At 72.4% G+C, this 21,885-nt stretch carries 9 protein-coding genes; 2 read left to right on the top strand and 7 right to left on the bottom strand.

The annotated features are described in order from the left end of the window. The first annotated feature begins 145 nt into the window (after window positions 1–145). A complete protein-coding gene (locus OG559_RS13080) occupies window positions 146–550 on the top strand; it encodes a hypothetical protein (protein ID WP_396672025.1) in 405 nt (134 codons plus the stop codon). Window positions 551–597: 47 nt separating this feature from the next. On the opposite strand, the gene OG559_RS13075 is transcribed toward OG559_RS13080, so the two are convergent. Together OG559_RS13075 and OG559_RS13070 are read right to left on the bottom strand one after the other, a co-directional pair. Further along, window positions 598–3,690, bottom strand: a complete 3,093-nt coding sequence (locus OG559_RS13075) for an AfsR/SARP family transcriptional regulator (RefSeq protein WP_405115532.1) — start codon at window positions 3,688–3,690, stop codon at window positions 598–600. A 119-nt stretch (window positions 3,691–3,809) separates the two neighbouring features. Next, on the bottom strand, window positions 3,810–4,745 hold the full coding sequence (locus tag OG559_RS13070) for a calcium-binding protein (protein WP_405115530.1): 936 nt from the start codon (window positions 4,743–4,745) through the stop codon (window positions 3,810–3,812). Window positions 4,746–4,895: 150 nt separating this feature from the next. On the opposite strand from OG559_RS13070, the gene OG559_RS13065 reads away from it, so the two are divergent. Then, entirely contained in the window at window positions 4,896–5,708 is an 813-nt protein-coding gene (locus OG559_RS13065; protein WP_405115528.1) for a class I SAM-dependent methyltransferase, read from the top strand. Between the two features lie 77 nt (window positions 5,709–5,785). On the opposite strand, the gene OG559_RS13060 is transcribed toward OG559_RS13065, so the two are convergent. From OG559_RS13060 to OG559_RS13040, 5 genes are read right to left on the bottom strand one after another with little or no spacing between them, the layout of a single operon-like run. Next, window positions 5,786–7,651 (bottom strand): hypothetical protein, encoded by a 1,866-nt coding sequence (locus tag OG559_RS13060; protein ID WP_405115526.1) that lies wholly within the window; start codon window positions 7,649–7,651, stop codon window positions 5,786–5,788. A gap of 11 nt (window positions 7,652–7,662) precedes the next feature. Beyond that, window positions 7,663–11,976, bottom strand: a complete 4,314-nt coding sequence (locus OG559_RS13055; RefSeq protein WP_405115524.1) for a DUF6603 domain-containing protein — start codon at window positions 11,974–11,976, stop codon at window positions 7,663–7,665. 10 nt (window positions 11,977–11,986) lie between these two features. Continuing rightward, on the bottom strand, window positions 11,987–13,849 hold the full coding sequence (locus OG559_RS13050; RefSeq protein ID WP_405115522.1) for a ComEC/Rec2 family competence protein: 1,863 nt from the start codon (window positions 13,847–13,849) through the stop codon (window positions 11,987–11,989). Between the two features lie 31 nt (window positions 13,850–13,880). Next, complete coding sequence (locus OG559_RS13045; protein WP_405115520.1) at window positions 13,881–17,114, bottom strand: LamG domain-containing protein; 3,234 nt, start codon at window positions 17,112–17,114, stop codon at window positions 13,881–13,883. Further along, on the bottom strand, window positions 17,111–20,863 hold the full coding sequence (locus tag OG559_RS13040) for a hypothetical protein (protein WP_405115518.1): 3,753 nt from the start codon (window positions 20,861–20,863) through the stop codon (window positions 17,111–17,113). Before OG559_RS13040 ends, OG559_RS13045 begins: the two co-directional genes overlap by 4 nt. Window positions 20,864–21,885: the final 1,022 nt, after the last annotated feature.

Below are 21,885 nucleotides of genomic sequence, written 5' to 3'. Positions count from 1 at the left end.
CAGCCCACTACCGCTTCACCGTGAGCCGACCAGGCCGGCGACCGGACGACCGCAACCCGATCACAACCGGTCCACAGCCGCCGGTGCCTAGAAATGGGTCAGTCCCCGACGGGAAGTTCCCGGGACCGGTGCAAAGGAGAACGACATGTTGAAGACCACGAAGGCCCGCCGGATCGGGGCGATGCTGGGGGCCGCCGCGGCGGTGGCGGCGCTCAGCGCGGCGGCGGGTCCGGCGCCCGCCGTCGCCGGCGTCGATGCCGAGGTCGGTTCCGCGGGTGCCTACAAGATCGCTGACGTGACCGCGCTGGCGCCGGGTTCGAGCACCTCCGGAGGGTGGAACAACACGCCCACCACCCGGTACTACAACGTGGACGTCCGGCCGGTCGCCACCACCGTGACCCAGAGCTGCCAGCTCGAGGTGACCCGGCAGTGGCGCAAGCAGAACTGGAACGCCGACAACACCCGTGAGCTCGAAATCTACTGGACGGTCAAGAACGTCGGTTCCTACACCTGCGACGGCGACGTCTACCTCTCCTGGGTCAGCAACTGACCGAGCACGCCCGACCGGGCCCCGGCCAGCCGCCGGGGCCCGGCCCGTCAGCCACTGGGCACGGTTTGCCGCCCGGTGGGCACCAGCTCGCGGAGGCGGGCCGGCAGTTCCTCCAGCCGGTACGACTCGCCGCGCGCCCAGGCGGCGTAGAAGGCCCGCTCGGTCAGCGCCAGACGGACCCGGTCGAGGGTGGCCACGTGTACGGCGTGTTCCTGCGCCGGCACCGGCGCCCCGATCGCGGCACGGGTGGCGCTGGCCGCACCGAGCAACTCGACCGCCGCCGGATGCCGGTTGTCGGCGGCGAGGACGGCGGCGAGCGCCTCCAGCAGGCTGGCACCGCGCCACCGGTCACCGACCGCACAGTGCAACTCCAGGCTGCCCCGGAGCAGTCCGGCCGCCCGCCACCGGTCGCCGTCGCGGGCCTCGACCAGGCCGACGATGTTCAGTGCCCAGGCGATGCCTTCCTGGAAGTCGAACTCCCGGAACCGGCACAACGCGTCCTCGGCCAGCCAGCGGGCGCGGGCGTCCTGCCCCCGGTGGTACGCCACGGCGGCCAGGTGGACCCGGGCGGACGCGATCCCCTCGGGATCAGCGAGCTGGTGGAACTCCGCCAGGGCCGCCTCGATGAGCGGTTCGGCCCGGTCCAGCTCGGCGCCGAGCCAGGCGGTGAAGCCGGTCATCAGCAACGTGTCCGCGATCCCACGCCGGTTGTCGACGAGCCGGTGGACGGCCAGCGCCTCGGCGTACCGGGCCAGCGACCGGTCCAGCCGGCCCTGTTCCCGATCGACCGAGCCGAGCAGGCTCAGCGCCCGAGCGGACCCGCTGTCGTCGGCGAGCTGCCGGTGCACCTCCAGCGCCCGCTCACCGTGCCCGGTGGCGGCGACGTAGTCGCATTCGAAGAGGGCCAGGTACGCCGCGGAGAGGCAGGCCCTGGCCAGCTCGGGTGCGGGCGCGTCGTCGGTGCCGGTGAGCGCGTCGGCGAGCCACCGCCGGCCCTCCCGGTACCGGCCGCGCAGATGGCAGTACCGCCCCAGGCCGGCGGCGAGCCGGAGCTGTTCGGAGCGGGAGCCGTGCCGCCGGTGCCACTCCTGCGCGGCGACCAGGTTGTCGTGCTCCACCGCGAGCCGGTCCAGCAGCGCCTCCAGTTCCGGGCCGTGCAGTTGCCGGTCGACCTCCTCGGCCAGCCGCCGGTAGTGCACGGCGTGGCACCGGTACGCCTCGGCGGACTCCACCGCGGATTCGGCGAGCCGCTCGGTGGCGTAGTGCCGGATCGTCTCCAGCAGCCGGTAGCGGGCCCGGTCCCGGCGGCGGTCGGTCACCACCAGCGACCTGGCGACCAGGTCACCGAGCACGTCGATGGCCTCCTCGGCCGGGCCGGGCGCCACCGCCTCGACCGCGTCGAGGGTTCCGCCGCCCCGGAACACCGCGAGCCGGCGGAACCACCGCTGCCGGGCCGGGCTGAGCAGGTGGTAGCTCCAGGCCATGGCGGCGTCGAGGGCGGACGGCCGGCCGGCACCACCCGGGCCGGTGCGGAGCAGCCCGGGTTCACGCAGCCGGTCGGCGATCTCCGGGAGGGTGAGCACCGACGTGCGGGTGGCGGCCAGCTCGATCGCCAGTGGCAGCCCGTCGAGCCCGGCGCAGATCGCCACCAGCGCGTCGGCGTCGGCGTCCCGCAGGTCGCGCACGACCGGCACGGCCGCCCGGTCGAGAAAGAGCCGGACCGCGTCGTAGCGGCGGGCCTCGGCGAGGCTGCCGGTGAACGGGCCGGTCGGTACCGCCAGCGGAGCCACCGGGAACGCCCGCTCCCCCGGCAGGCCGAGGGTCTCCCGGCTGGTCGCCAGGACCCGTAGCTGCGGGCAGCGGCTCAGCAGGGTACCGACCAGCGCCGCGCAGGCGGTGGCGAGGTGCTCACAGTTGTCGAGCACCAGCAGCAGCCGGGCCCGGCGTAGCTGCCGCGCCATCGCGTCGACGGGCGACGGATCGCCCTGGTCCGGCAGGCCGAGGGCGGTGCCCACGGTGCCCGCCAGCCGGTCCGGGTCGGCGAGCCCGGCGAGTTCCACGAACCGGACCACCGGGTCGTCCCCGGCGCTGAGTTCCGCGGCGACCGCGAGGGCCAACCGGGTCTTGCCGCACCCCCCGATGCCGGTGAGGGTGACCAGCCGGTGGTCGGCGAGGAGCGCGCCGACCTCGGCCACCTCGGCCCGGCGGCCGATCAGTCGGGTCAGTGGTGCCGGCAGCGGTGGGCCGGCGACGGTCGGCCAGCCGGACGGGCCGACTCCGTCCGGTGCCGGATCCGCCGCCGCCCGGCCCGCGTCGCCGCCAGCCGGTCGGTCGGGGGCCGGTCGGTCGGGGGCCGGTCCGACGGGCGCGACGCTCTCCCCGGCCAGGACGGCAGCCTCCACCTCGCGTAGCCGCCGGCCCGGCTCGATGCCGAGCTGCGCCACCAGGACACCCCGGGCCCGCCGGTACGCGGTCAGCGCGTCGGCCCGTCGACCGGCCAGGTGCAGCGCGGTCATCAACAGTTCCCAGAGCCGTTCCCGCAGGGGTTCCCGGGCGACCAGGGTCTCCAGCTCGGCGGCGACCCGGGCGTGCTCGCCGAGCGCCAGCTCGGCGGCGCAGAGATCCTCCACGGCGTTCCACCGGGCCTCGTGCAGGGTGGCCGCCTCGGCCCGGGCCCACTCGCCGATCGGGCAGTCGGCCAGGGCGTCGCCCCGCCACAACCGCAGGCCGGCCCGGAGCAGTTCGGCCGCCTCGGTGATCGCACCGGAGCGCAGGGCCCGGTTGCCCCGTCGGGCCAGTGCCTCGAAGCGCCGCGCGTCGGTCTCGCCTGCGGCCAGGGCGTACCCGGGTGGTCGGGTGGTGATCAGCTCGGGCAGGCCGGCGGCGGTCAGCGCCCGGCGCAGATGGGCCACGTGGGCGTGCAGCGTCTTGGTCGCCGAGGCGGGCGGTTCCTCGCCCCAGATACCGTCGATCAACTGGGCCCGGGAGACGACGTCCGGGGCGCGCAGGGCCAGCAGCCCGAGCAGGGTCCGCTGCCGGGGCCCACCCAGCCCGACCCGGCCCCCGGCACCCGTGGTCACCTCCAGTGGCCCGAGCAACCGGACCTCCGCCACTACCGTCGGCCCAACCTCTGCGGCCATCGCGCCCCCTCCCCCGGGAGGAGGAGAGCACGACGGGGCGCCGCAGGCAAAGCGGCCGTCCGGAATCCGTCCGACGTCGCCCGCGGCGCCGGGCGGTCAGCCGAGGGCAGGTCCCCCGGTCAGCGGACGACCTCGCAGCCGGAGGCGGTACCGCCACCCGGACCGAGTTCGCAGACGTCCCGCCCGACCGGGCCGAGCACGAGGGGCGACTGGTCGCCGAAGACAGTGTCGGCCCCGGCCTCACCGAGGATGAGGTCGTCCCCACCGCCGCCGACGAGCGTGTCGTCCCCCGCACCACCGACCAGGACGTCCGACCCGCCGGTGCCGACGAGCCGGTCGGCACCGCCGCCGCCGACGATCTTCTCGACGTCGGCGCGGATGGTGTCACCCTCCAGCGCCGCACCGTCGTCCCCGGCCACGCCGTCCGCGTCGGCGCTGACCGATGTCGCGTGGTCGGCGTAGGTGACGGTGTCGGTGCCGGTGCCGCCGGACATCAGGTCGGCCCCCGCTCCGCCGAGCAGGATGTCGGCGTTGCCGAGACCGTAGAGCCGGTCGTCGCCACTGCCGCCGTCGATGGTGTCGCCGGCCTCGCTGCCGTACACGACGTCGTCGCCGTCCATGCCGTAGACCGCCGTGCCGCGAACCCCCTGCAGGTCGACCAGGTCGTCGCCGGCCCCCAGGTCGATCCTGGCAAGCATCACGGCGGCCGTGACGTGCACCTCGTCGGCCAGGTCCCCGGTCCAGATCGCGACGGTCACCGCCCCGGTCACCTGGCAGGTCACCCGGTTGCTGGTGACCGACACGCAGCCGACGCCCGGCACCACCGGCGACCCGGTGTCGGTGACCGCGACACCGCCGGCGACCGACTCCGCCGTCACGTCGTTGGCGACACCCGTCGGGGTGACGTAGGACACCGTCGATCCGCTCACCTGCACCGTGCCGCCCGAGGCGTGGGCCGGGGCCACGGCCCAGAGCAGGTGTGCCACACCCACCGTCAGTGACATGCCGGCACCGAGCGCGATCCTGCGCAGCTTCTCGGACAATTCAGCCTCCAACTTTCTTCCCCCGGCGATTCCCCGCCGGTGCCGTGGAGTGAACCAGCCGGCGGTTGTGATCCGGTTGCGGTCCGCAGCCGGGCCGACGGCAGCAATGCCGCGCCGAGGGCATCTTCCACCTGTCAGGAAATTGCTACTAAAATGTGGGACATGAACTCCGCCGTCTACACCCACGGACACCACGAGTCGGTGCTGCGCTCACACCGCTGGCGCACCGCCGCCAACTCGGCCGGCCATCTCCTGCCGGTCCTGCGGCCCGGGCTGACCGTGCTGGATGTCGGCTGCGGGCCGGGCACCATCACCGCCGACCTGGCGGCCCTGGTGGCAGCCCCGGACGGGACCGGGCGGGTCACCGCCGTCGAGATCACCACCGGGGCACTGGAACTGGCCCGGGCCGAGATCGGGGCCCGGCGGCAGAGAAACGTCGACTTCGCGGTCGGCGACATGCACGCGCTCCCCTTCCCGGACGACTCCTTCGACATCGTGCACGCCCACCAGGTGCTGCAGCACGTCGGTGATCCGGTCCGGGCGCTGCGCGAGCTGCGCCGGGTCTGCCGGCCGGGCGGGCACATCGCGGTACGCGACAGCGACTACGGGGCGTTCACCTGGCATCCGCGCCGACCCGAACTCGACGAGTGGCTGGCGCTCTACCAACGGCTGGCCCGGGCCAACGGTGGCGAGCCGGACGCCGGGCGCCAACTGCTCTCCTGGGCGCACGCCGCCGGGCTGACCGACGTCACGGCGACGTCGAGCACGTGGTGTTTCGCGACCCCGCAGGACCGGGCCTGGTGGGGTGACCTGTGGGCGGAGCGGGTGGTCGACTCGGCGCTGGGGCACCAGGCCCTCGCCGCGGGAGTCGACCCGGAAGCGCTGGCGCGGATCGCGGCCGGCTGGCGGGCCTGGGCCGCCGAGCCGGACGGCTGGCTCTCGATCCTGCACGGCGAGCTGCTGGCCCGGCCCTGAGCGCCGGCCCGCGGCGGTGCCGAGTGCCCCGCCGTCGACCGCCACCACCGTCGTCAGGCCACGCGGAGCCGAACCATTCAGGAGCGGCGGAACAGCACGCTCGGCACGCCCTCGATCATCTCCTTGGCGAACCGGGCCGGGGTCATCGGGCTACCGATGTCGCCGGCCAGCGCCGCCACGTCCACCACCTGCTCGACTGGCCGGGCGGTCCCGGCGCGCGTGATCCGGTGCCATTCCACGGGGACACCGCGTCCCTTCTTCGGCTTGCCCGCGTCGTCGCGCAGCAGCTTGCACCAGCCGGTCGGGGCGTGCGGGTCGTGGTCGACGCCGAAGTGCAGGGTCTCCGGTCGCAGGTGCAGGTGCAGCGTGCTGACGTCCCCCACGAACAGGCAGAGCAGCACGTTCTCGCTCAACCGCCGGGCAGGCAACGCGGTCACCGGGGTCAGGCCGGTCAGGTCGCCGTTCTCCGGCACCGACACGTCGTACCCGTCGATCAGCATGCCGGGAAAGCCGCTGACCAGTGCGGAGCGGATCAGGAAGCCGCTGACCATCGGATAGCGCTGAGCGCCCAGGTCGGCGAGGTGTTCCCGGTCGTAGGCGACGTCCCCCTCGGTGACCCGGCCGAGGCTGAGCGCGCCGTCGAGCAGACACCTGATCCACCACGGGTCGAGGTGGAAGAAGCGCAGCGACTCCGCCGGCAGCATCCGCTCATCGGGTACCAGGTAGTTGAACGGCACGTCGGTGAGGCGGTTGAGGTCGGCGAGCCAGGTGCCGACGACCTCGGGCGGGGTCGGGTCGGCGGCGCCGATGGCGCGCAGCACGGGTACCGGGGTGACCTGCCCGTCGGCGTGGTGCGCCCGCCGGCGGGCCTGCCGCCAGTTCCCGTACGCGGTCGAGAACCGCTTGCTGCGCAACGCGAGCAGCCGTCCGAGCTGCCACGCCGAGGCGTACGAAACGTCGATCATGCCGTTGTCCGGGTCGACCCGGAGCAGCGCGTCGGCGGCCCGGACCGGCAGCAGGTCGGTCGGGCCGGGGCCGGCGGAGCGCTGTGGGCTGAGCGGCCCGTGGTACCAGGAGACGGTCCGCTCGGCCTGGCGCAGGCGGTGCGGGAGCGGGACGAATCCCCGGGTGAGGTACGGATCGACGGAGGGCCGCCCACGGGCGGGCAGGCTCACCGTGGCCGGGGTGCGGTCCAGCGACTCGGCGATGCCGACGAAGCCGGGTCCGTCCTGGACGCAGGCGAACCGCCAGCTCTTCAAGGAGATCAGGTGGACCACATCACCGGTGCCGAGGTCGAATGTGCCGTCGCGGTACCGGCCGGCCACCGATACGAGATGCGCGGTGCTGGTCCGCCCCGCCCTCGGCAACCGGGCGCTCAGCACCGCCGCCAACTCGGCACCGTCGGCACGGCCGGCCACCACCTTCTGCCGCACATGGGTGAGCAGGGACAGTTCGGCGGCGGTCGGGATCAGTTCCGCCAGCCGGTCGCGCGGCACGCCGAGCACCACCGCACGGTCGTCGTCGCGCTGCCCGACCATCGGCGGTTCGTCGCCGAACTCGGGCAGCGCGGCGATCTCGGCCAGGGTGAGCACCGTCGTGTCGACCTGGTCGTCCTCGTCGAAAAGCAGCAGCGCCAGCCAGGGCAGGTCGGAGGTGTCGTCGCCGCCGGCCTGTTCCCAGGGCAGCGTGCCCCGGCCCAGCAGCACGTGCGGCAGCACGTTCGCGTGGTCGCCCAGGCTGCCCTCCGGCGGGAAGACCGACATCACGTCCTCCGGGGCCAGGGCCCGGTGGTCGCCCGCGACGACGAACCGCCTGCTGACGGCCCGCACCCCTCTGGCCTGGCCACGGATGGTCAGGTCCTGCCGGACCGTCACGGTGTAGGTGCCGTCGCGTAGTTGCGGCGCGGGCCGGTGGGTGGAGACGAAGCGGGTCTCGTTGGTCATGCCGTTTCCCTTCACTGCCCGATCAGTTTGCCGACCAGCGGCGCGACGAGGAACGCGGCGGCGGTACGGCCGCCGACCGTTATCTGCTCGTCGATGCCGAGGTCTGCCAGCAGGGTGTCGCGTCCGGTGCTGCCGAGTGCGCGGTCGACGGCGTCCCGGCCCTGTTCCGTGGCGGGGCGGAAGACCTTCCCGTCCACCAGGTCGAAGGCTTGGTCGATCTGTTCCATGCTGTATCCGGCCTGGCTGTCCGGGATGCTCTGCGGCGGGTCCACGGCGGGTAGCACCGGGGCGATCGGCGTGATCGCGAAGCCGGCGAGGCTGTCCGCGATCAGCGGGTCGGGGTCGGCCCGGGTGGTGACCGACTCCCCCCACAGCGCGCGGGGAACCCGCTTGGGCACGGGCTCGAAGGCGAACAGGTTCGTCACGTCGGTGCTGCCGTCCCGGGTGATGGTGACGGCGTGGGTCGAGCCGAACTGGGTCGCGGGTACGTCCATCGGCGCGATTCCGAAGGTGGCGGCCGGTACGGCGCCGTCGATCCGACCGGCCCCGACGTCGTACGTCTTGGCCGGCACCACGGAATCGGTGACCAGGGTGAACTTGCGCGGGCTGAGCACCCAGTCGACGTCTCCGTCCCCGGCGCGGACCAGCCCGTCCCGCACCGCGAGGGTGCAGATCGGCTGCTCGGCGGAGTCGGCTGGCAGGAACGCGGCCTGGAACGCCGGCCAGTCGATCGGCGCCGGGCGTTGGTCGGCGCCGGCGCCGAACGAGACCTCGAAGCTGATGATGGACAGGTGCACCCGGGCCCGGCCGGAGAACTCCGGCCCCCAGATGGAGAGGTCGGCGCCGACGTCGACGGAGAGGGTGTGGGTGCCGAAGAAGTGGTATGTGTACCGCACCCCGATGCCGACGTACAGGCTCGCCTCGTAGTGGTACGGCTGCCAGCCGATCAGGAAGTCGACCCCGGCGGTGAACCACGCGCTGAGGTTGCCGCTGTTCCAGGTGGCGGCGAGGTGCCCGCCGGCCATCAGCACCGATGGGGTGAGCGCGAAGTAGGCGTCCCCCTTGACCGACACCTCACTGTCGATCTGCCAGTTGAAGCCCAGCCGGGGCACCACCGGATAGTGGGCCGGTGGGACGAAGCCGGGGCGGTAGCCGCCGACGGTCACCACGAAGTCGCCGCCGTGCGTGCCGCTGAACCAGCTGTAGAAGGCGAAGCCGCCGCTGAGATGGCAGTCGCGGGAGAACAGGTACGAGGCCGAGGTGAGCTGTGCGGCCACGCCGAGAAAGCCCTCGTCCGGGATGAAGCTGGCCTTGACCGCCATCTGGATCTCGGCGATCGGCGGCACGTCCGGCGCGGCCGGCACCTTCATGGTCGACAGGCCGAGGATGTCGATCTCGAAGCGCTGGCCGAACATGAGGGTCAGCAGCGCGAACGAGTCGATCTGCTTGAACGAGGTGAACCTGATCCCGACCGCGAGGAACTGGTCTCCCTCGGACGGGGTGAGGTACGGGCGCAGGGTGCTCAACTCGGTCATCGGGTCCGCAGCCGATGCGGAGCTGTCCGACATCACCTTGCTGACCAGCGGGAAATGGGCGATCTGGTCGATCGCCGGGACGCGTAGCCGGCGGTTGTAGCCGAATCCGGCGGCGATTCCGGTGACGTAGAAGAAGGCCGGGCCGCCGATCGGGTAGTCCAGGAAGGCGTACACGAACAGCGAGGGGTATCCGCCGACGTAGGCGTACGCGCCGAGCGCGGAGACGGTCAGCTCGCGAATGGTCAGCAGGGCCGAGCCCTCGTACTCGTCGTACGGCTGGCCGTCGGTGCCGGTGAGCGGGACGCGGAGCAGGCCGGCGCTGACCGCGAGCGGGCCGTTGCGGTAGTCCAGCCCGAGCCCGTGCAGGTCGAACTCGGGCGCGAAGTCGTTCAGCGGCGAGCCGACCGCCAACCCGTCCAGGGCGAAGGTCAGGCCGCCCAGGGAGATGCTCGCGTCGAGCAGGAACCAGAGCTTCTGGCGTTCGTACTGGAAACCCACCCGGTTGAGGTGCAGCGGCCCGAAGGTGCGCTGCAGGGTGAGCCACTGCGTGTTGCCGGCGGTGACCACGGGCTGGCCGCCGACCGGTGCGGGCGGGGCGGCCGGCGGGTTGCCGCCCGGCGCCGGGGACACCGGCAGGGCGAGTGGGTACGGGTCGCCGCCGAGGTTGAGCTTCGCGCCGACGGTGATCCCGGCGGGCAGGGCCGACCCGTCGCCGGCGGTGGCGGGCAGCCGGGTGATCCCGGCCGGTAGCAGGGCGTTGACCGCGGCCACGTCGGCGGCGGTGAACGCCGTGCCGGCGACGATGATCTGAAGGTCGTCCACTCCGGCCCGTTGGCCATCGGGCAGTTCGCGGCCGACCAGCGGCAGTTGCGCGAGGTCGAGCGACGCGCCGAGGTCCAGGCCGAACAGCACCCTGCCCGGCCGCGCGGGGCTGCCGTCGGTCGCCGGGCGGGCCTGGTCCAGAAAGACGAACGCGTCCTTCAGCTCGATCTCCAGGCTGTCCGGTATCAGCGGGGCGAGTGCCGGACAGGCGTCAAGGACCGGCGCGAGCAGGGTGGCGATCTTCTGGGCGGTCCGTTTCGGCTGTGCGCTGTACGCGGCCAGCAGGGACAGCGCGCCCTCGGTGCGGGCGAAGTCGACCTCGAAGTGCAGATCCCCGATCACCACCGTGGCGTGGGACCGGATCTCCGACGGACCGCTGTCCCGGGCGGTCACGCCGATGACCAGGGTCAGGTCGAGGTTGCCGGTGTCGCTGACCGGGAACCGGGTGTGACAGGTGAAGGTGAAGTTGCCCCGGGTGTCGAAGCGGATCAGCAGCTCGTCGATCAGCAGATCCCGTACGGCGGCGGGCAGGGTGAAGGCGTCGAACGTGGTGCCCAGGTCGGTGTGCAGGTCCGACACCCGAAGCTGTTGTCCCGGCCCGGTGGTGCCGGTGAAGACCCAGACGCCACTGCTGTCCGGCCGGCTCGCCTCGATCAGCAGTTGCGCGCCGCCGAGCGTGAGGCCGGCCCTGATCGACCCGGTGTACCCGCTGGCGTCCTTGGCGATGGTGGCGCTGAGCTGCTGGAAGGCGACCGGCCCGAGGACGAACTCGTCGTCCTCCACGGTCAGCTCCAGCTCGTACGAGCCCTCCTGCGGGTACGCGATGAGGCCGAGCTCGGTGACCACCACGTCCGGGAATCCCTCGGCGGTGCCGAAGAAGTGCTCGAACAGCCGCTTGAGCTCGATCGTCTCGCCGTCGCCGAGGTGCCCGCCGAACCGGAATCCGGGTAGCTGGGCGGTCAGGTCGAACCGGACCCCGGCCAGCACGAGGTGACCGGCGACCGCGATGTGCCGCAGGGCCCCGGCGTGCGGGTCGAAGCCGATCCGAACCCCGTCGATGCCGATCTCGCCGAGGCCGACCGCGGCCAGGCCGGCGCGGACCGAATCCTGCAGGCTCTGCCCGCCGATCAGCCCGGCGAGGTCGGCCAGGCTCGGCAGCACGCCGTCGGCCGGGACGATGTCGAGTTCCCACGGGCCGCCGGAGCCGAAGCCCAGGGTGACCGTGAACTCGCGACCGATGTGCAGGGTGGCGTGCAGCGATGCGCCGAACCCGACCTGGGAGAAGCTGTTCGGCACGGCGGCGTGGGTGGCGATCAGGGTCACCCCGATGGACCGCAACACGAACCGGTCGGTGACCACCGGCCAGTCGACCGCGCTGTCCAGGGTCAGCACGAGCGAGGTCAGCGGGGCCTCGCCGAGCCGGGTGAGCAGTTCGAGGTCGTTGACCGCGAGGCCGGTGGCGAACCGGGTGTCCGGTGGCAGGCCGGTGGTGCCGGCCGACCCGCTGACCAGGGCGAGCAGGTCGGCGAGATCCTGCGGCGGGTGGTCGCCGGCTCGGAGCGTGCTGGCGAGCACGCCGTCCGGAGTGAGCGCACCGGTGACCGGCAGCGCCAACACGCCGACCCGCAGGGTGGCGTCGACGGTGACGCCGACCTGGGCCGGGCGGCCGGCGGCGGCCCGGGTGACGGTCAGTACGAACGTGCCGGCGTGGAAGGCGTCGACGGCGAACGCACTGACCGGCCAGGCGGTTCCGACCTGGCCGGTGACGGTCAGGCGCTGCGGCCAGGCCGTGTCCGCCAGGTCGAACCGTGTCCCGGTGAGCACGGCCCGCCCTTGGGGCAGGCCGGCCAGGAAGCCGGCCAGCGTCGGATCGCCCAGCAGGTCCGGCGCGAGGGCCAGCTTGCCCTGGTCGACCTGGGATTCCAGCCGGGTCTTCAGCTCGGCCAGCGAAAGGCTGGTGATGTCCATCTGTAGCCCTTCAGTGGTGGGTGATGACTCGTTGGCCGGCCCCGCCCATCGCGTTGCGGTCGTAGAAGGTGACCGTGAACCGGCCGCCGCCCGGCGCCGCCGCGATCACCGCCGCGTTGGCAGCGGCACCGGCGGCGGCGGCGGGTCCGCCCGCGACGCCGGCCAGGGTCGCCGCCGCCTGGGTGGCGGTCTGGGCCAGGGCCGGCACCATCGCCGCAGCGGCCAACGCCAGGTCGCAGACGAGCCCGCCGGCCGCGGCGGCGACCGCGGCCGGGGCTGCGGCGGCGCCGGCACCGGTGGCCGCGGCGTAGACCGCCGGAAGGACCGCGGCCATGCCGCCGGCCAGCGTGGCGACGGCGATACCGGCGGCCGCGGCCGGGGCGGCGGCGCCGGCGGCGCCGAGCCCACCGAGCACGCCGGTGATGACTGTGTTGACCAGGGCCGCGCGCGGGCCGGTGGCGACCAGCCGGTGTATCGCGTTGGGCACCAGCGCCGCGGGCAGCACGACACCGGTCACGGCCGCCGTGGCGATGATCGTCTCCGCCAGCGAGACGGCCCACAACCCGAGCGCGTCCCGGTCGGCCTGCACCTGGGAGACATCGACCCGGAGGTTGCCCTGGGCCACCGGGGGTATCTGGCTGCCGGCGGTGTGCGAGGTCGGCCCGCCGCGTGACTGCGGCGGCACCAGCGGCGTGCCCCGGACCTGGTAGCCGGTCAGGTAGCTCGGCACCGCCCGCCCGGGAGCGGCCGGTGCCGGCGGCGCCGGAGTGGCCCCGGCGTACCCCTCCAGGATGCCGACGGTCCGGTCGGCCGGGTGGGAGAACTGGTTCCTGGTGCCGCAGGAGATCAGCACGACCTCCGGTCGCATCCGGTCCACGAAGGCGCGAGTGGTCGCGGTGTTGGCGCCGTGGTGGCTGGCCTTGACGATGTGCACCCGTTGGGCCACCGAGTCCACCGGGTTGAGGTACGCCGAGACGCTCTGCTCCTGCATCGCCTCGATGTCCCCGCCGATGTAGTACCGGAAGTTGCCGAACCGGACCTCGAAGGCGAGGCTCTTCTCGTTCTTGGTCTGCTCGGGCGGGGTGAGCATGCCGCCGCTGCGGTAGGTGGCGGTCGCGGCGCCGTTGCGGACGAACCGGTTCGCCGCGATGCAGGTGACGGTCGGTGGCTGCGCGGCCGGCGTGGGCGAGTTCAGCGGCTCGCCGGCCGCGTCGGTCCACAGAATCTCCCGGCCGACCAGCCAGTACGGGTGCCACCAGTTCGCGAGGGTGAACGGAGCGATCACGGCTCCGCCCGGCGCGACCAGCGCTGGCGGTGGCGCGATCGCCGCGTTCCCCCCCAACGGGACCGGCACGCCCCCGCCGAACATGACCGGTGGGGTCCGCACGCCGGGCACCGGCCCGGCGAACAGCCACTGTGCCGCACGCTGCTTGTGCACCGGTGTCGTGTCGCTGGACACGTTGCGGGTCACCCGGGTACGGGCCGTCCCCGGTCTCGCGATCGCGTTGACATAGAGCAGGTAGGGATCCTCGTCGGCGTTGACCGGCTCGCCCTGGTCGAAGATGAGCACGTTGTCGTAGAGCTGCGTGTTGCGCCGCGCCAGCAGCCCCCTGACACCTCCCATGTGGTCCGCGTCGTAGTGGGTCACCACCATCACGTCGAGGTCATCGGTGCCGTTGGCGAACTCGGGCACGGCGGCGGTCAGGTAGCCGTCTATCCGGGTGGCGTGGCCGAGCCGGCCGCCGTCGATCAGCACGGTCCGGATCTGTGCGGCGTGCCCGCCGCCGCCGACGCCGTCGTCGCGGGCGACGATCAGGGTCGAGTCGCCCGATCCGACCAGATCGATGTGGTGGATCTCCAGGCTCCAGGTCATCGGTGCCGCTCCCTCCGGTGCCCCACGCGACTCACGACTTGCCGAGCATGTAGCGGGCGAGCACCTTGTAGACGCTGTTGGTGGCGAAACCGCTCTGGCTGATCTGGGCCTGGATGTCGTTGCCGACGGCGACGACGCCGGCGTTGTAGATGCTCCGCGCGCCGGTCTTGCGGTACGGCTGGGCCAGCACCTCGATCTTCGGAGCCTCGGTCCACTCCCGGTAGACGACGTACTCGACCCGGGTCAACAGGCGATGGGTGTTCGAGTTGGCGTCGTGTATCAGCACCGTCAGCTCCAGCCACGACGTGCAGTGGTTGGTCAGGTTGTAGAGCTGGTGGCTGCGACTGTCGCCGTCGTTCATCCGGCCGTTGAACAGCATCGTCATCAGGCCGACCGGTGCGCCGTCCGCGCTGATGTTCGTCGAGCCGTGCACGGTCAGCCGGGAACGCGGGTCGGCGTGCCCGAGCGCCATGTTGCCGTCCGGGTTCAGGTGGATCGCGTCGACGATCTTCCCCTGGTTCTGGGTGCGCAGGCGCATGCCCAGCGACGTCCGGCCCGAGTCGTCCCGGGCCTGCACGAACGTCGTACCGTCGCGGCCGTCGCCGTCGTAGGAGTAGAGCCGGACGTCGCCGTGCCCGTAGTAGCCGCCGTCCACGTGCAGCTTGGCCTTCGGGTTCGGGGCACCGACCCCGACGTTGCCGGCCGGTTGCAGGATCACGTGGTCGTCCGGGTCGTTGCTGGTCCCGACGATCAGCCGGGCGCTCTCGCCGGCACCGCCGGTCGCCGCAGCATCCTGGTACTGGATGAAGCCGTAGTCGCTGCCCCGGTTGACCCGGCTGCGGAACACGATGCTGCTGGCGCCGCCGCCGTTGTCGTGGTCGATCAGCAACGAGCCGCTGTTCGGGCCGTGCCCGGTGCCGGTCGTCTCCTGTACGTGCAGCGGGGCGGCCGGGCTGCTGGTGCCCACGCCGACGTACGACCCGTTGGCCACCAGCGGGCCCTTGACCACCGGACAGATGAACTGGCCGTCCTGGTAGCCGGGAACGTTCTCGTAGCGCAGGTAGAGGTTGGCCGGCCCGGAGGGCAGGGAGGAGCGGATCCGGGCCAGCGGGATCTCCACGATCTCCCGCAGGTCCAGGCTGGTCTTGCTGATCGGGGTCAGGACCAGCTCGGTCGCCTCGCCCTCGACCGAGGAGCGTTCCACCTGCCAGCCCGTGCGTACCGCGGCGTTCGCCGGGATGTCGACGTCCTTCAGGTCGCTTCCGGTGCCCAGCGCCCACGGCCGGTCCAGGGTGGCCCGGGTGGTCGGCTCGTGGTCGAAGGCGATGCGCAACCGGGTCGGGCTCTGGCTGGTGTCGCGCGGGGCGAGCGGGATCGGCCCGTCGGCGGCCAGGTTGGCCACGTGCAGCACCAGCATCGACTCGGAGCGGCTGTCGTTGAGCACGCAGTTGCCGCCGGTGAAGCCGGCGTGCAGCGGGATCTCCGGCTTGCCGAGCCGGTTGACGATCTTCAGGATGCGCCGGCGGTGGCCCTCCAACGCGGTGGTCTGGCCGGCGTACCGCAACTGCCGGTAGTGCAACTCCACCCGGGTGGCGCGGGTGCCGCCGGCCACGTCCGCGATCGCGTGTTCGAGGGTGAGGTGCCAGGTCCGGCCCTGCTCCAGGGTGCGGCCCTTGCTGCTGGCCAGGTAGAAGACCACGGTCTGGCTCTCGGACACCGGCTTGCTGATCTGCCACCCGTCGGCGGCGAGCCGGACCAGTTGTTGCGGCTTGGCCGGATCGAGGCAGGACGCGGCCAGCGTGCCGGCCCGGAACCGCAGCGCCAGGTGGTGGTTCGTCGCGGTCGGCGCGGTGGTGATCGGACCCAGCAGGACCGGCTGGTCGGCGCTGTTGGTGATCTCCAGGAAGAGCTGGTGGCCGGTCGGGTCGCTGTCGATCGGCAGCACCGTCTCGTCGTCGCCGTCGAGCAGGTCGAAGACGAGCGGGTGGCTGCGCCGGACCGAGGTGACGGCGGCCTGGTCCGCCGCCATGCCGCGCTGGATCGCCTCGGCGGGCAGCGCCGCCCGGAAGATCCGCAGGTGGGCCAGGCTGCCCTTGAACCGGTAGCCGGACGCCGCACCGTCGAGGTCGCCGGCGAGCAGCAGCGGGGAGATGTTGACCACCGGGGCGCCACCGGTCGGACCGGTCGCGGCGAGCACGCCGTTGATGTACGTGGTCGCGGTCGTACCGTCGTTGGTGATCGCGACGTGGTTCCACGCGTTCCAGGCGATGCTGTTCGGCGGGGTGTCCGGGGCGCCGGTGTTCCAGTTGCCGCCGGCATTGAACCGGTGGTGGATGTGACCGGCGCGGTTCAGCCAGATGTTGAAGTTGCGGCCGGGCTTGCCGACGATGCCCTGCCAGGGCGTGGCTGGCGGGCCGTCGGGCTTGAGCCAGATCGAGACGGTGTACGTGCCGAGCCGCAACGCCTCGGCCTCGGGCATGGTCAGCATCTCGTTCGTTCCGTCGAACCGCAAAGACCGTCCGAAGACCTCGTCGAGCACGGTCGAGGGGGTGCCGGTCGCGCGGGCGGCGAGGGTGGAGCCGGCGGCGTCCACCGCCGCGTTGTCGCGCAGTTCGTCCAGCGGCAGGTGCAGTACGAGTTTCGCCAGGTCGATCTGCATGAGCTGGCGGATCTGGTCCTCGGTCAGCGCCCGCCGGTAGATCCGCAGCGAACCGATCCGGCCCTGGAAGTATGCGCCGGTCTTCCGGCCGCCGATCCACGCGCCGGTCAGGTTCACCTCGGCCGTCTTCCCGTACTGCCGGGTCTCGGTGAGCTTGCCGTCGACGTACAGGGAGATCCGCTGGTCCCGGCGGCTGTAGGTGACCGCCAGGTGGTACCAGCGGTTCGCCGTGAACGCGTACCCGAAGACCTGGTCCCCCGGCTCGCCTCCGGTCAGGTTCACCTTCAACCTGGTACTGACGAACTCGATCAGGAGGTTGCCGGTCGGCCAGTCGGCGCAGGCGAGCACCGTGCGGGTCCGGTCCAGCGCGTCAGCGCGGACCCACAGCTGGACGGTCACCGCGTCGGCACGACCCAACGGCGGGATCTCCACATAGTCGGTGGTCCCGTTGAACTGGTAGCACCGGCCCAGGGTCGGATCGTCCACCGGCTGCGACGTGCCCCGGGCCGTACCGTTGTTGCCGTTGCCGGAGCTGTCGACGACCGTGCGCTTGTCGTCCTGGGTGAGGGTCAGGTGCAGGGCCAGCCCGCGGTCCAGAGCGGTCATCGTGTCCTCGCATCGTCGCTGCGCGCCCGCGCTGGGCGGAGGGTGAGCCAGCCTTCCCGGATCTCCTGGGGGCCGGTGAACAGGGCGTCGGCGCGCATCGCGGCGATGCCCGACTGGTACAGGTCGAAGATCAGCCCGATCCGCGCGGCGAGCCCGGCGAACGGTCCGTCCAGGTCCGGCGGCTCGGCCCGGTTCTCGGCCGGGGCGTCCACCACGGCGCCCGGTCGCTGGTCGGCCGGCACGATCCTGGCCCGGACCGGTTCGCCGTCCAGCGGCGTCAGCCAACCGGTCTCCGGCCGGACCAGGTGAGCCCAGACGTCCGCCGCTGCCGGCAGCGCCGCGCCGAGCCGGGCCTGGGTGACCGGAGCGGCCGGCGCCGCACCGGTCGCCTGGTCGATGCCGAGTACCCGGTCGGCCCACTGCTCCAGGCCGGCGAAGTCACCGGGCAGCGCGGCGCTCTTGCGCTGCGCCGGCGCCAGCACGGTCGCACCGCCCGCGCCGGCCGGCACCAGCCACCGGGTCTGCGGGTCGAGCAGTTCGGTCCACAGCGCCGCCGCGGTGGGGAAGTGGGCCAGGAAGGCGGTCCGGGTGATGGTGGCGTCGGCCTCGGTCTCGACCCACACCGGCCCGTTCGGCGCCGGCTCGGGCGCCAGCCAGGACCAGCGGTACCCCGGCTCCTCGCCGAGCGAGATCCGGACCTGGTCACGCGGGGTGATCAGCGGCGCGGTCAGGAAGGTGACCTCGATCGCGGCCAGCGCGGCGGTGAACTGGTCCGGCGGGATGTCGATCACCTTGGTGGGCAGTACGCCGCTGCTCGCGTGCACCTTGCCCCGGGGATCGACCAGCAGGGTCAGCTCCTCGGGCGGGTCGTCGATCGCCTGCCCGACGAGGGCGGCCGGGCTGTCGTACGGCACGATCCGGGCATGGTCGGACGGCTCGTCCAGCGCGGCGTAGAACGTGTTGTCGGCGTACCCGTCCCCGGTCTCCTTCCAGAAGCCCAGCAGGCCGTCGTCGAACTGGTCCCGGGCGCCGATCCGGACCGGGAACCGGACCCGGGTGAAACCCTGCGAGTCCCGGGTACCCCGGCGCAGGTCCTGGTCGAAGGAGGGCCAGCTCTGGCTGACCGCCGGTAGCCCGCACAGCTCCAGGTTCACCCTCGCCCGGACCACCGCGACCGGGCGACCGAACAGCAGCCCGAGGCCCTGCTGCTGGGCGGCGCTCTCCGGGGCGACGGCGTCCAGCGCCGACTCGATCACCTCCAGGAACTTCGCCAGGAAGCCGACCTGCCCGGTGTCCGGCGCGCCCGGCGCCCGGGTGAGCTGGGCGGCGACCCGGCGCAGGTGCGGGTTCATCCCGGCGAAGGCCGGGTCGTGGACCTGTGCGGGGCTCACCGGGGCAGTCGCGCCCGGCGCCGGCTCCCAGCTCGCGGACTGGTCCACCTGCCCCAGGGCCGCGCCGCTCCGGTCGTAGAACATCAGGCTGTCGTCGAGATGGTTGGGCAGGATCCAGCCGCAGATCGGGGTGCTGACCGCGTGCGCACCGGCCTCGACGTGGTCGGCATCGGCCGCCAGCCAGCGCAGGTTCAGCCGGGCCGGCTGGACCAGCCGGGGCGGCAGCCCGATCCAGGTGGTGTTGTCCGGCTCGGCCAGCGGCTCCGGCCGGACCAGCCGGTCCCAGGTGAGGTCGCGTACCTGCCCGAAGCTGTCCACCAGGCGCAGCCGGCGGATCTGGAGCGCGCCGGCCCGGATCGGGTTGAAGTCGTCCATCGGCATCGGCGCGCTGTGGTTGCCGCGCTGCACCGCCGCCCGTACCCGGCTGGTGAAGTCCGCGTCGTCGGCGAAGGCCAGCGGGTCGGCGACCGGTAGCTGCATGGTCTGCCGGTGGGCCAGCAGCGCCTCATTGAACCCGCTCAGCGCCTGCGACAGCGCGGCGAAGTCGGGGCCGAGCCGCCGGTACGCGGCCACCACGTTGGCGACCGGGTCGTCCGGCCCGTCCGGGCGGTACCGCTGGGCGTACCAGGTCACCACCTGGTCGATGTCCTGGAGCAGGAAGTCGGCGGTCCGGTCCTCCTCGGCGATCTGCACCGCGGCGAAGAACTGCTCGTGATCGCGGTGCAGCACCAGGTCGACCAGGTACCGGCCGATGACCGTGCGCATCTGCTCGGCGGCGAACGAGGTGAGAATGCTGCTGCCTTGGTAGAACCGGGCGCCGACCGCGAGGTGCTGCCGGTCGTCGCGCAGGGCCAGCTCGACCGAGTCGCCGTCCAGGTGGTAGTTGGTGTTGATGTAGTCCGGGTCGTACGCGCCGTCGCGGTTGACCTGCTCGGCCCGGGGGAAGAACTCCACCTCCCAGTCCAGCAGCACCGGATGCCAGGGCTGCCGCCGCCAGAGCGCGAAGCCGACCGTCCCGTGCCCGGCGGACACCGCACCGGCGAGCTCCCGCCACACCGCGTCGACGGCCTGCCAGAGCGCCTCCGGTTCGGCGAAGTCCACCTCGGGCAGCAGGCGGGTGTCGAGCATGTCGTCCGGTCGCAACCGGTGGTCCTGGCCGTAGCGGGTGGAGGGGCGTACCGCGTCCCCGGCCAGCAGCAGCACCGGCTCGGTGGGCTGGTAGTAGCGCGGGCCGGCCACCTTACGCAGCGTGTAGCCGGCCCGGTCCGTGCCGGTGACCCGCTCGGCCAGGCTCCGGCGGATCTGTCCGGCGGCCTGGTGCCGCTGCTGGTCGAGCCGGGCGGCGGCGACCACCTGCTCGTCCAGCGTCGCGAGATCCGACTCGATCAGCACCCGGACCGTGTCGGCGTCCGGGTAGTCGTCCACCTCGTCGTGCGGCGGGTAGCTGCACAGCAGGTACTTGTACCAGTCGGAGAAGATCTGGCGGCGGGTCGACTCGATCCGCTGCCGGGTCCGGTCGTACGCGTCCTGGAGGTGGTTCAGCTCGGTGAGCGCGGCGGAGATGTCCGGCGGCAGGTCGGCGAGATCCTGCTCGGCCGCGGCGTCGGCGGTGCCGGCCGCGAGCTGCGAGCTGACCGTCCAGCGGGACTCGCCGTCGACCGGCCGGAAGGTCCGCTCGTGGTACGCCTCGGCGAGCTTCGCGTTGGTGTCCAGCACCCGCTGCTGCGCCCCGGTCAGCTCCAGCACCGCGGCGAGCTGCCGCTCGACGGCGGCGGCCTGGTCCGGCCCGGCCGCGTCCGCGTCCGCCAGGTACGCGGCGAGCGCCTCGGCACCGCTGTTGCCGACCGCCAGGGTCAGGCCGGGAGCCTCGGTGGCGTTCGTCGGGGCGAACCGCAGCCGGGCGTGACAGGCGACCCGCTCGGGCGGAATGTTCCCGAGCACGGTGATGGCGGCGTCGTCCAGCAGTTGCCCGACCCGCTCCGCCGCGTCCTGGAACGGCGTGCTCAGCAACCGTCCCGCACGCCAGCTGGTGATCGTGGCCAGCGCCGTCTGGTTGTCCACCGGTGCCAGCCAGTCCCTGGCCAGCAGCTCCCGCCAGAGCGGATCGGGATCCGTGGATATTGCACGCAATAGGTCCTTGGTAACGGTGACCCGGGGGGTCCAGCCGTATTCCTCGGCCAGTCCCTCGAGCAGCGGACCGGGCGCGACCGTAGCCGGCGAGGCCAGTTCGAGTTCGGTGGCGAGTTGGCGGACCAGTCGCCCGACACAGTCGTTACCGGACGCCCGGTACCAGCCGATCACGTCATACTGCAGATCCGGGCCGAGTGATCCCGGCTCGGGATCGTGAAAACCGAACACGCTGTGGCAGTTTGGATAGATGGCGGCAAAGGCGGGGTGTCCGTATCCGGCTGCGGTCAGCTTGTCGAGATATTCTGGCGCCCGCCCGGCATCGCGGTCCGGATCGAGCCACTGGGCCAGCGGCATGGACCGCCCCAGGAACCGGAACGGATGGATTTCGGAATCGTCCAGATGGGCAGGCACGGGGAAGGCTATGGCGCCCGACAATGCTCCCTCACCGGCTGGGTGCAGGTAGTCGCTCTCCACCACCCAGCGCCGCTCGACCACGCTGTCTCCGCTGGCGGCAAGCCTGCTGCGGGTTACCAGCCAGCGGGTTGGCACGGCAGGGAAGTCGGTGCCGTCCGCTGTGTGTCCCCCCTTCGTCAAGGCGTCCGGCAGCGCCCAGTGCAGATGCACGCCGGCCTTGAGAATGAGGTTCTGGTCATGGAACGGCGTCGCGACAATCGATTCGCTCAGGTAGGCGACCTCGGGATTGATGTCGCGAGTTCCGTCGAAATAGGGCAGTTTTGAGAAGTCTGCTGCGCCCTCGGTGACCGCGAGATCTCCGGTGAGATGCAGTGCATCAAGATGAATCGGGACAAGCAGTGCCGACCCCATACCACTCCGTTCGGGTTGTGGGATGCGGAATGACGTGGGAATGCCGCACGGCGCGAACGGCGGACAGGCGCTCGCGGCCCCCGAACCCTAGCGAGTGACGACGCTGCACAGGAAGCCCTGCGTGCTGTCCAGGAACTGACGTACGTCTGATTTTCCGAGATGCCGAATCAGCCCCGTCGATTGGTCCCGGGGCGGAAAATCATCGGAGCGCGGTCGGCCGAGCCGAGGTGGTGCCGCGTTCGAGCAGGGTAGGCGCGGTCCTGGTCCATTCGGGTCGATGGGCAGCGGTGGATCGGCCGTGTCTGCCAACGGCGACCGCCGGTCCGTGTCGGCCGGCAGTCCGTGCCGGCCATCGATGAGTCGGAAACCTGACCCGGGCCGGAACACCCTGGATCGCCGCCCCGCGCTGTCAGGCCTGGCTCCTT

The organism is Micromonospora sp. NBC_01405 (assembly GCF_045040155.1).
Classification (GTDB): domain Bacteria; phylum Actinomycetota; class Actinomycetes; order Mycobacteriales; family Micromonosporaceae; genus Micromonospora.
The sequence above is the reverse complement of the archived record's forward strand: the minus strand, read 5'-3'. Positions and strand labels throughout refer to the sequence as shown.

What these genes read in the sequence shown, in the direction of transcription:
- OG559_RS13050 (WP_405115522.1), bottom strand. Translation starts at nt 13,849, where the DNA reads ATGACCTGGAGCCTGGAGATCCACCACATCGATCTGGTCGGATCGGGC.
- OG559_RS13060 (WP_405115526.1), bottom strand. Translation starts at nt 7,651, where the DNA reads ATGACCAACGAGACCCGCTTCGTCTCCACCCACCGGCCCGCGCCGCAA.
- OG559_RS13080 (WP_396672025.1), top strand. Translation starts at nt 146, where the DNA reads ATGTTGAAGACCACGAAGGCCCGCCGGATCGGGGCGATGCTGGGGGCC.
- OG559_RS13065 (WP_405115528.1), top strand. Translation starts at nt 4,896, where the DNA reads ATGAACTCCGCCGTCTACACCCACGGACACCACGAGTCGGTGCTGCGC.
- OG559_RS13045 (WP_405115520.1), bottom strand. Translation starts at nt 17,114, where the DNA reads ATGACCGCTCTGGACCGCGGGCTGGCCCTGCACCTGACCCTCACCCAG.
- OG559_RS13075 (WP_405115532.1), bottom strand. Translation starts at nt 3,690, where the DNA reads ATGGCCGCAGAGGTTGGGCCGACGGTAGTGGCGGAGGTCCGGTTGCTC.
- OG559_RS13055 (WP_405115524.1), bottom strand. Translation starts at nt 11,976, where the DNA reads ATGGACATCACCAGCCTTTCGCTGGCCGAGCTGAAGACCCGGCTGGAA.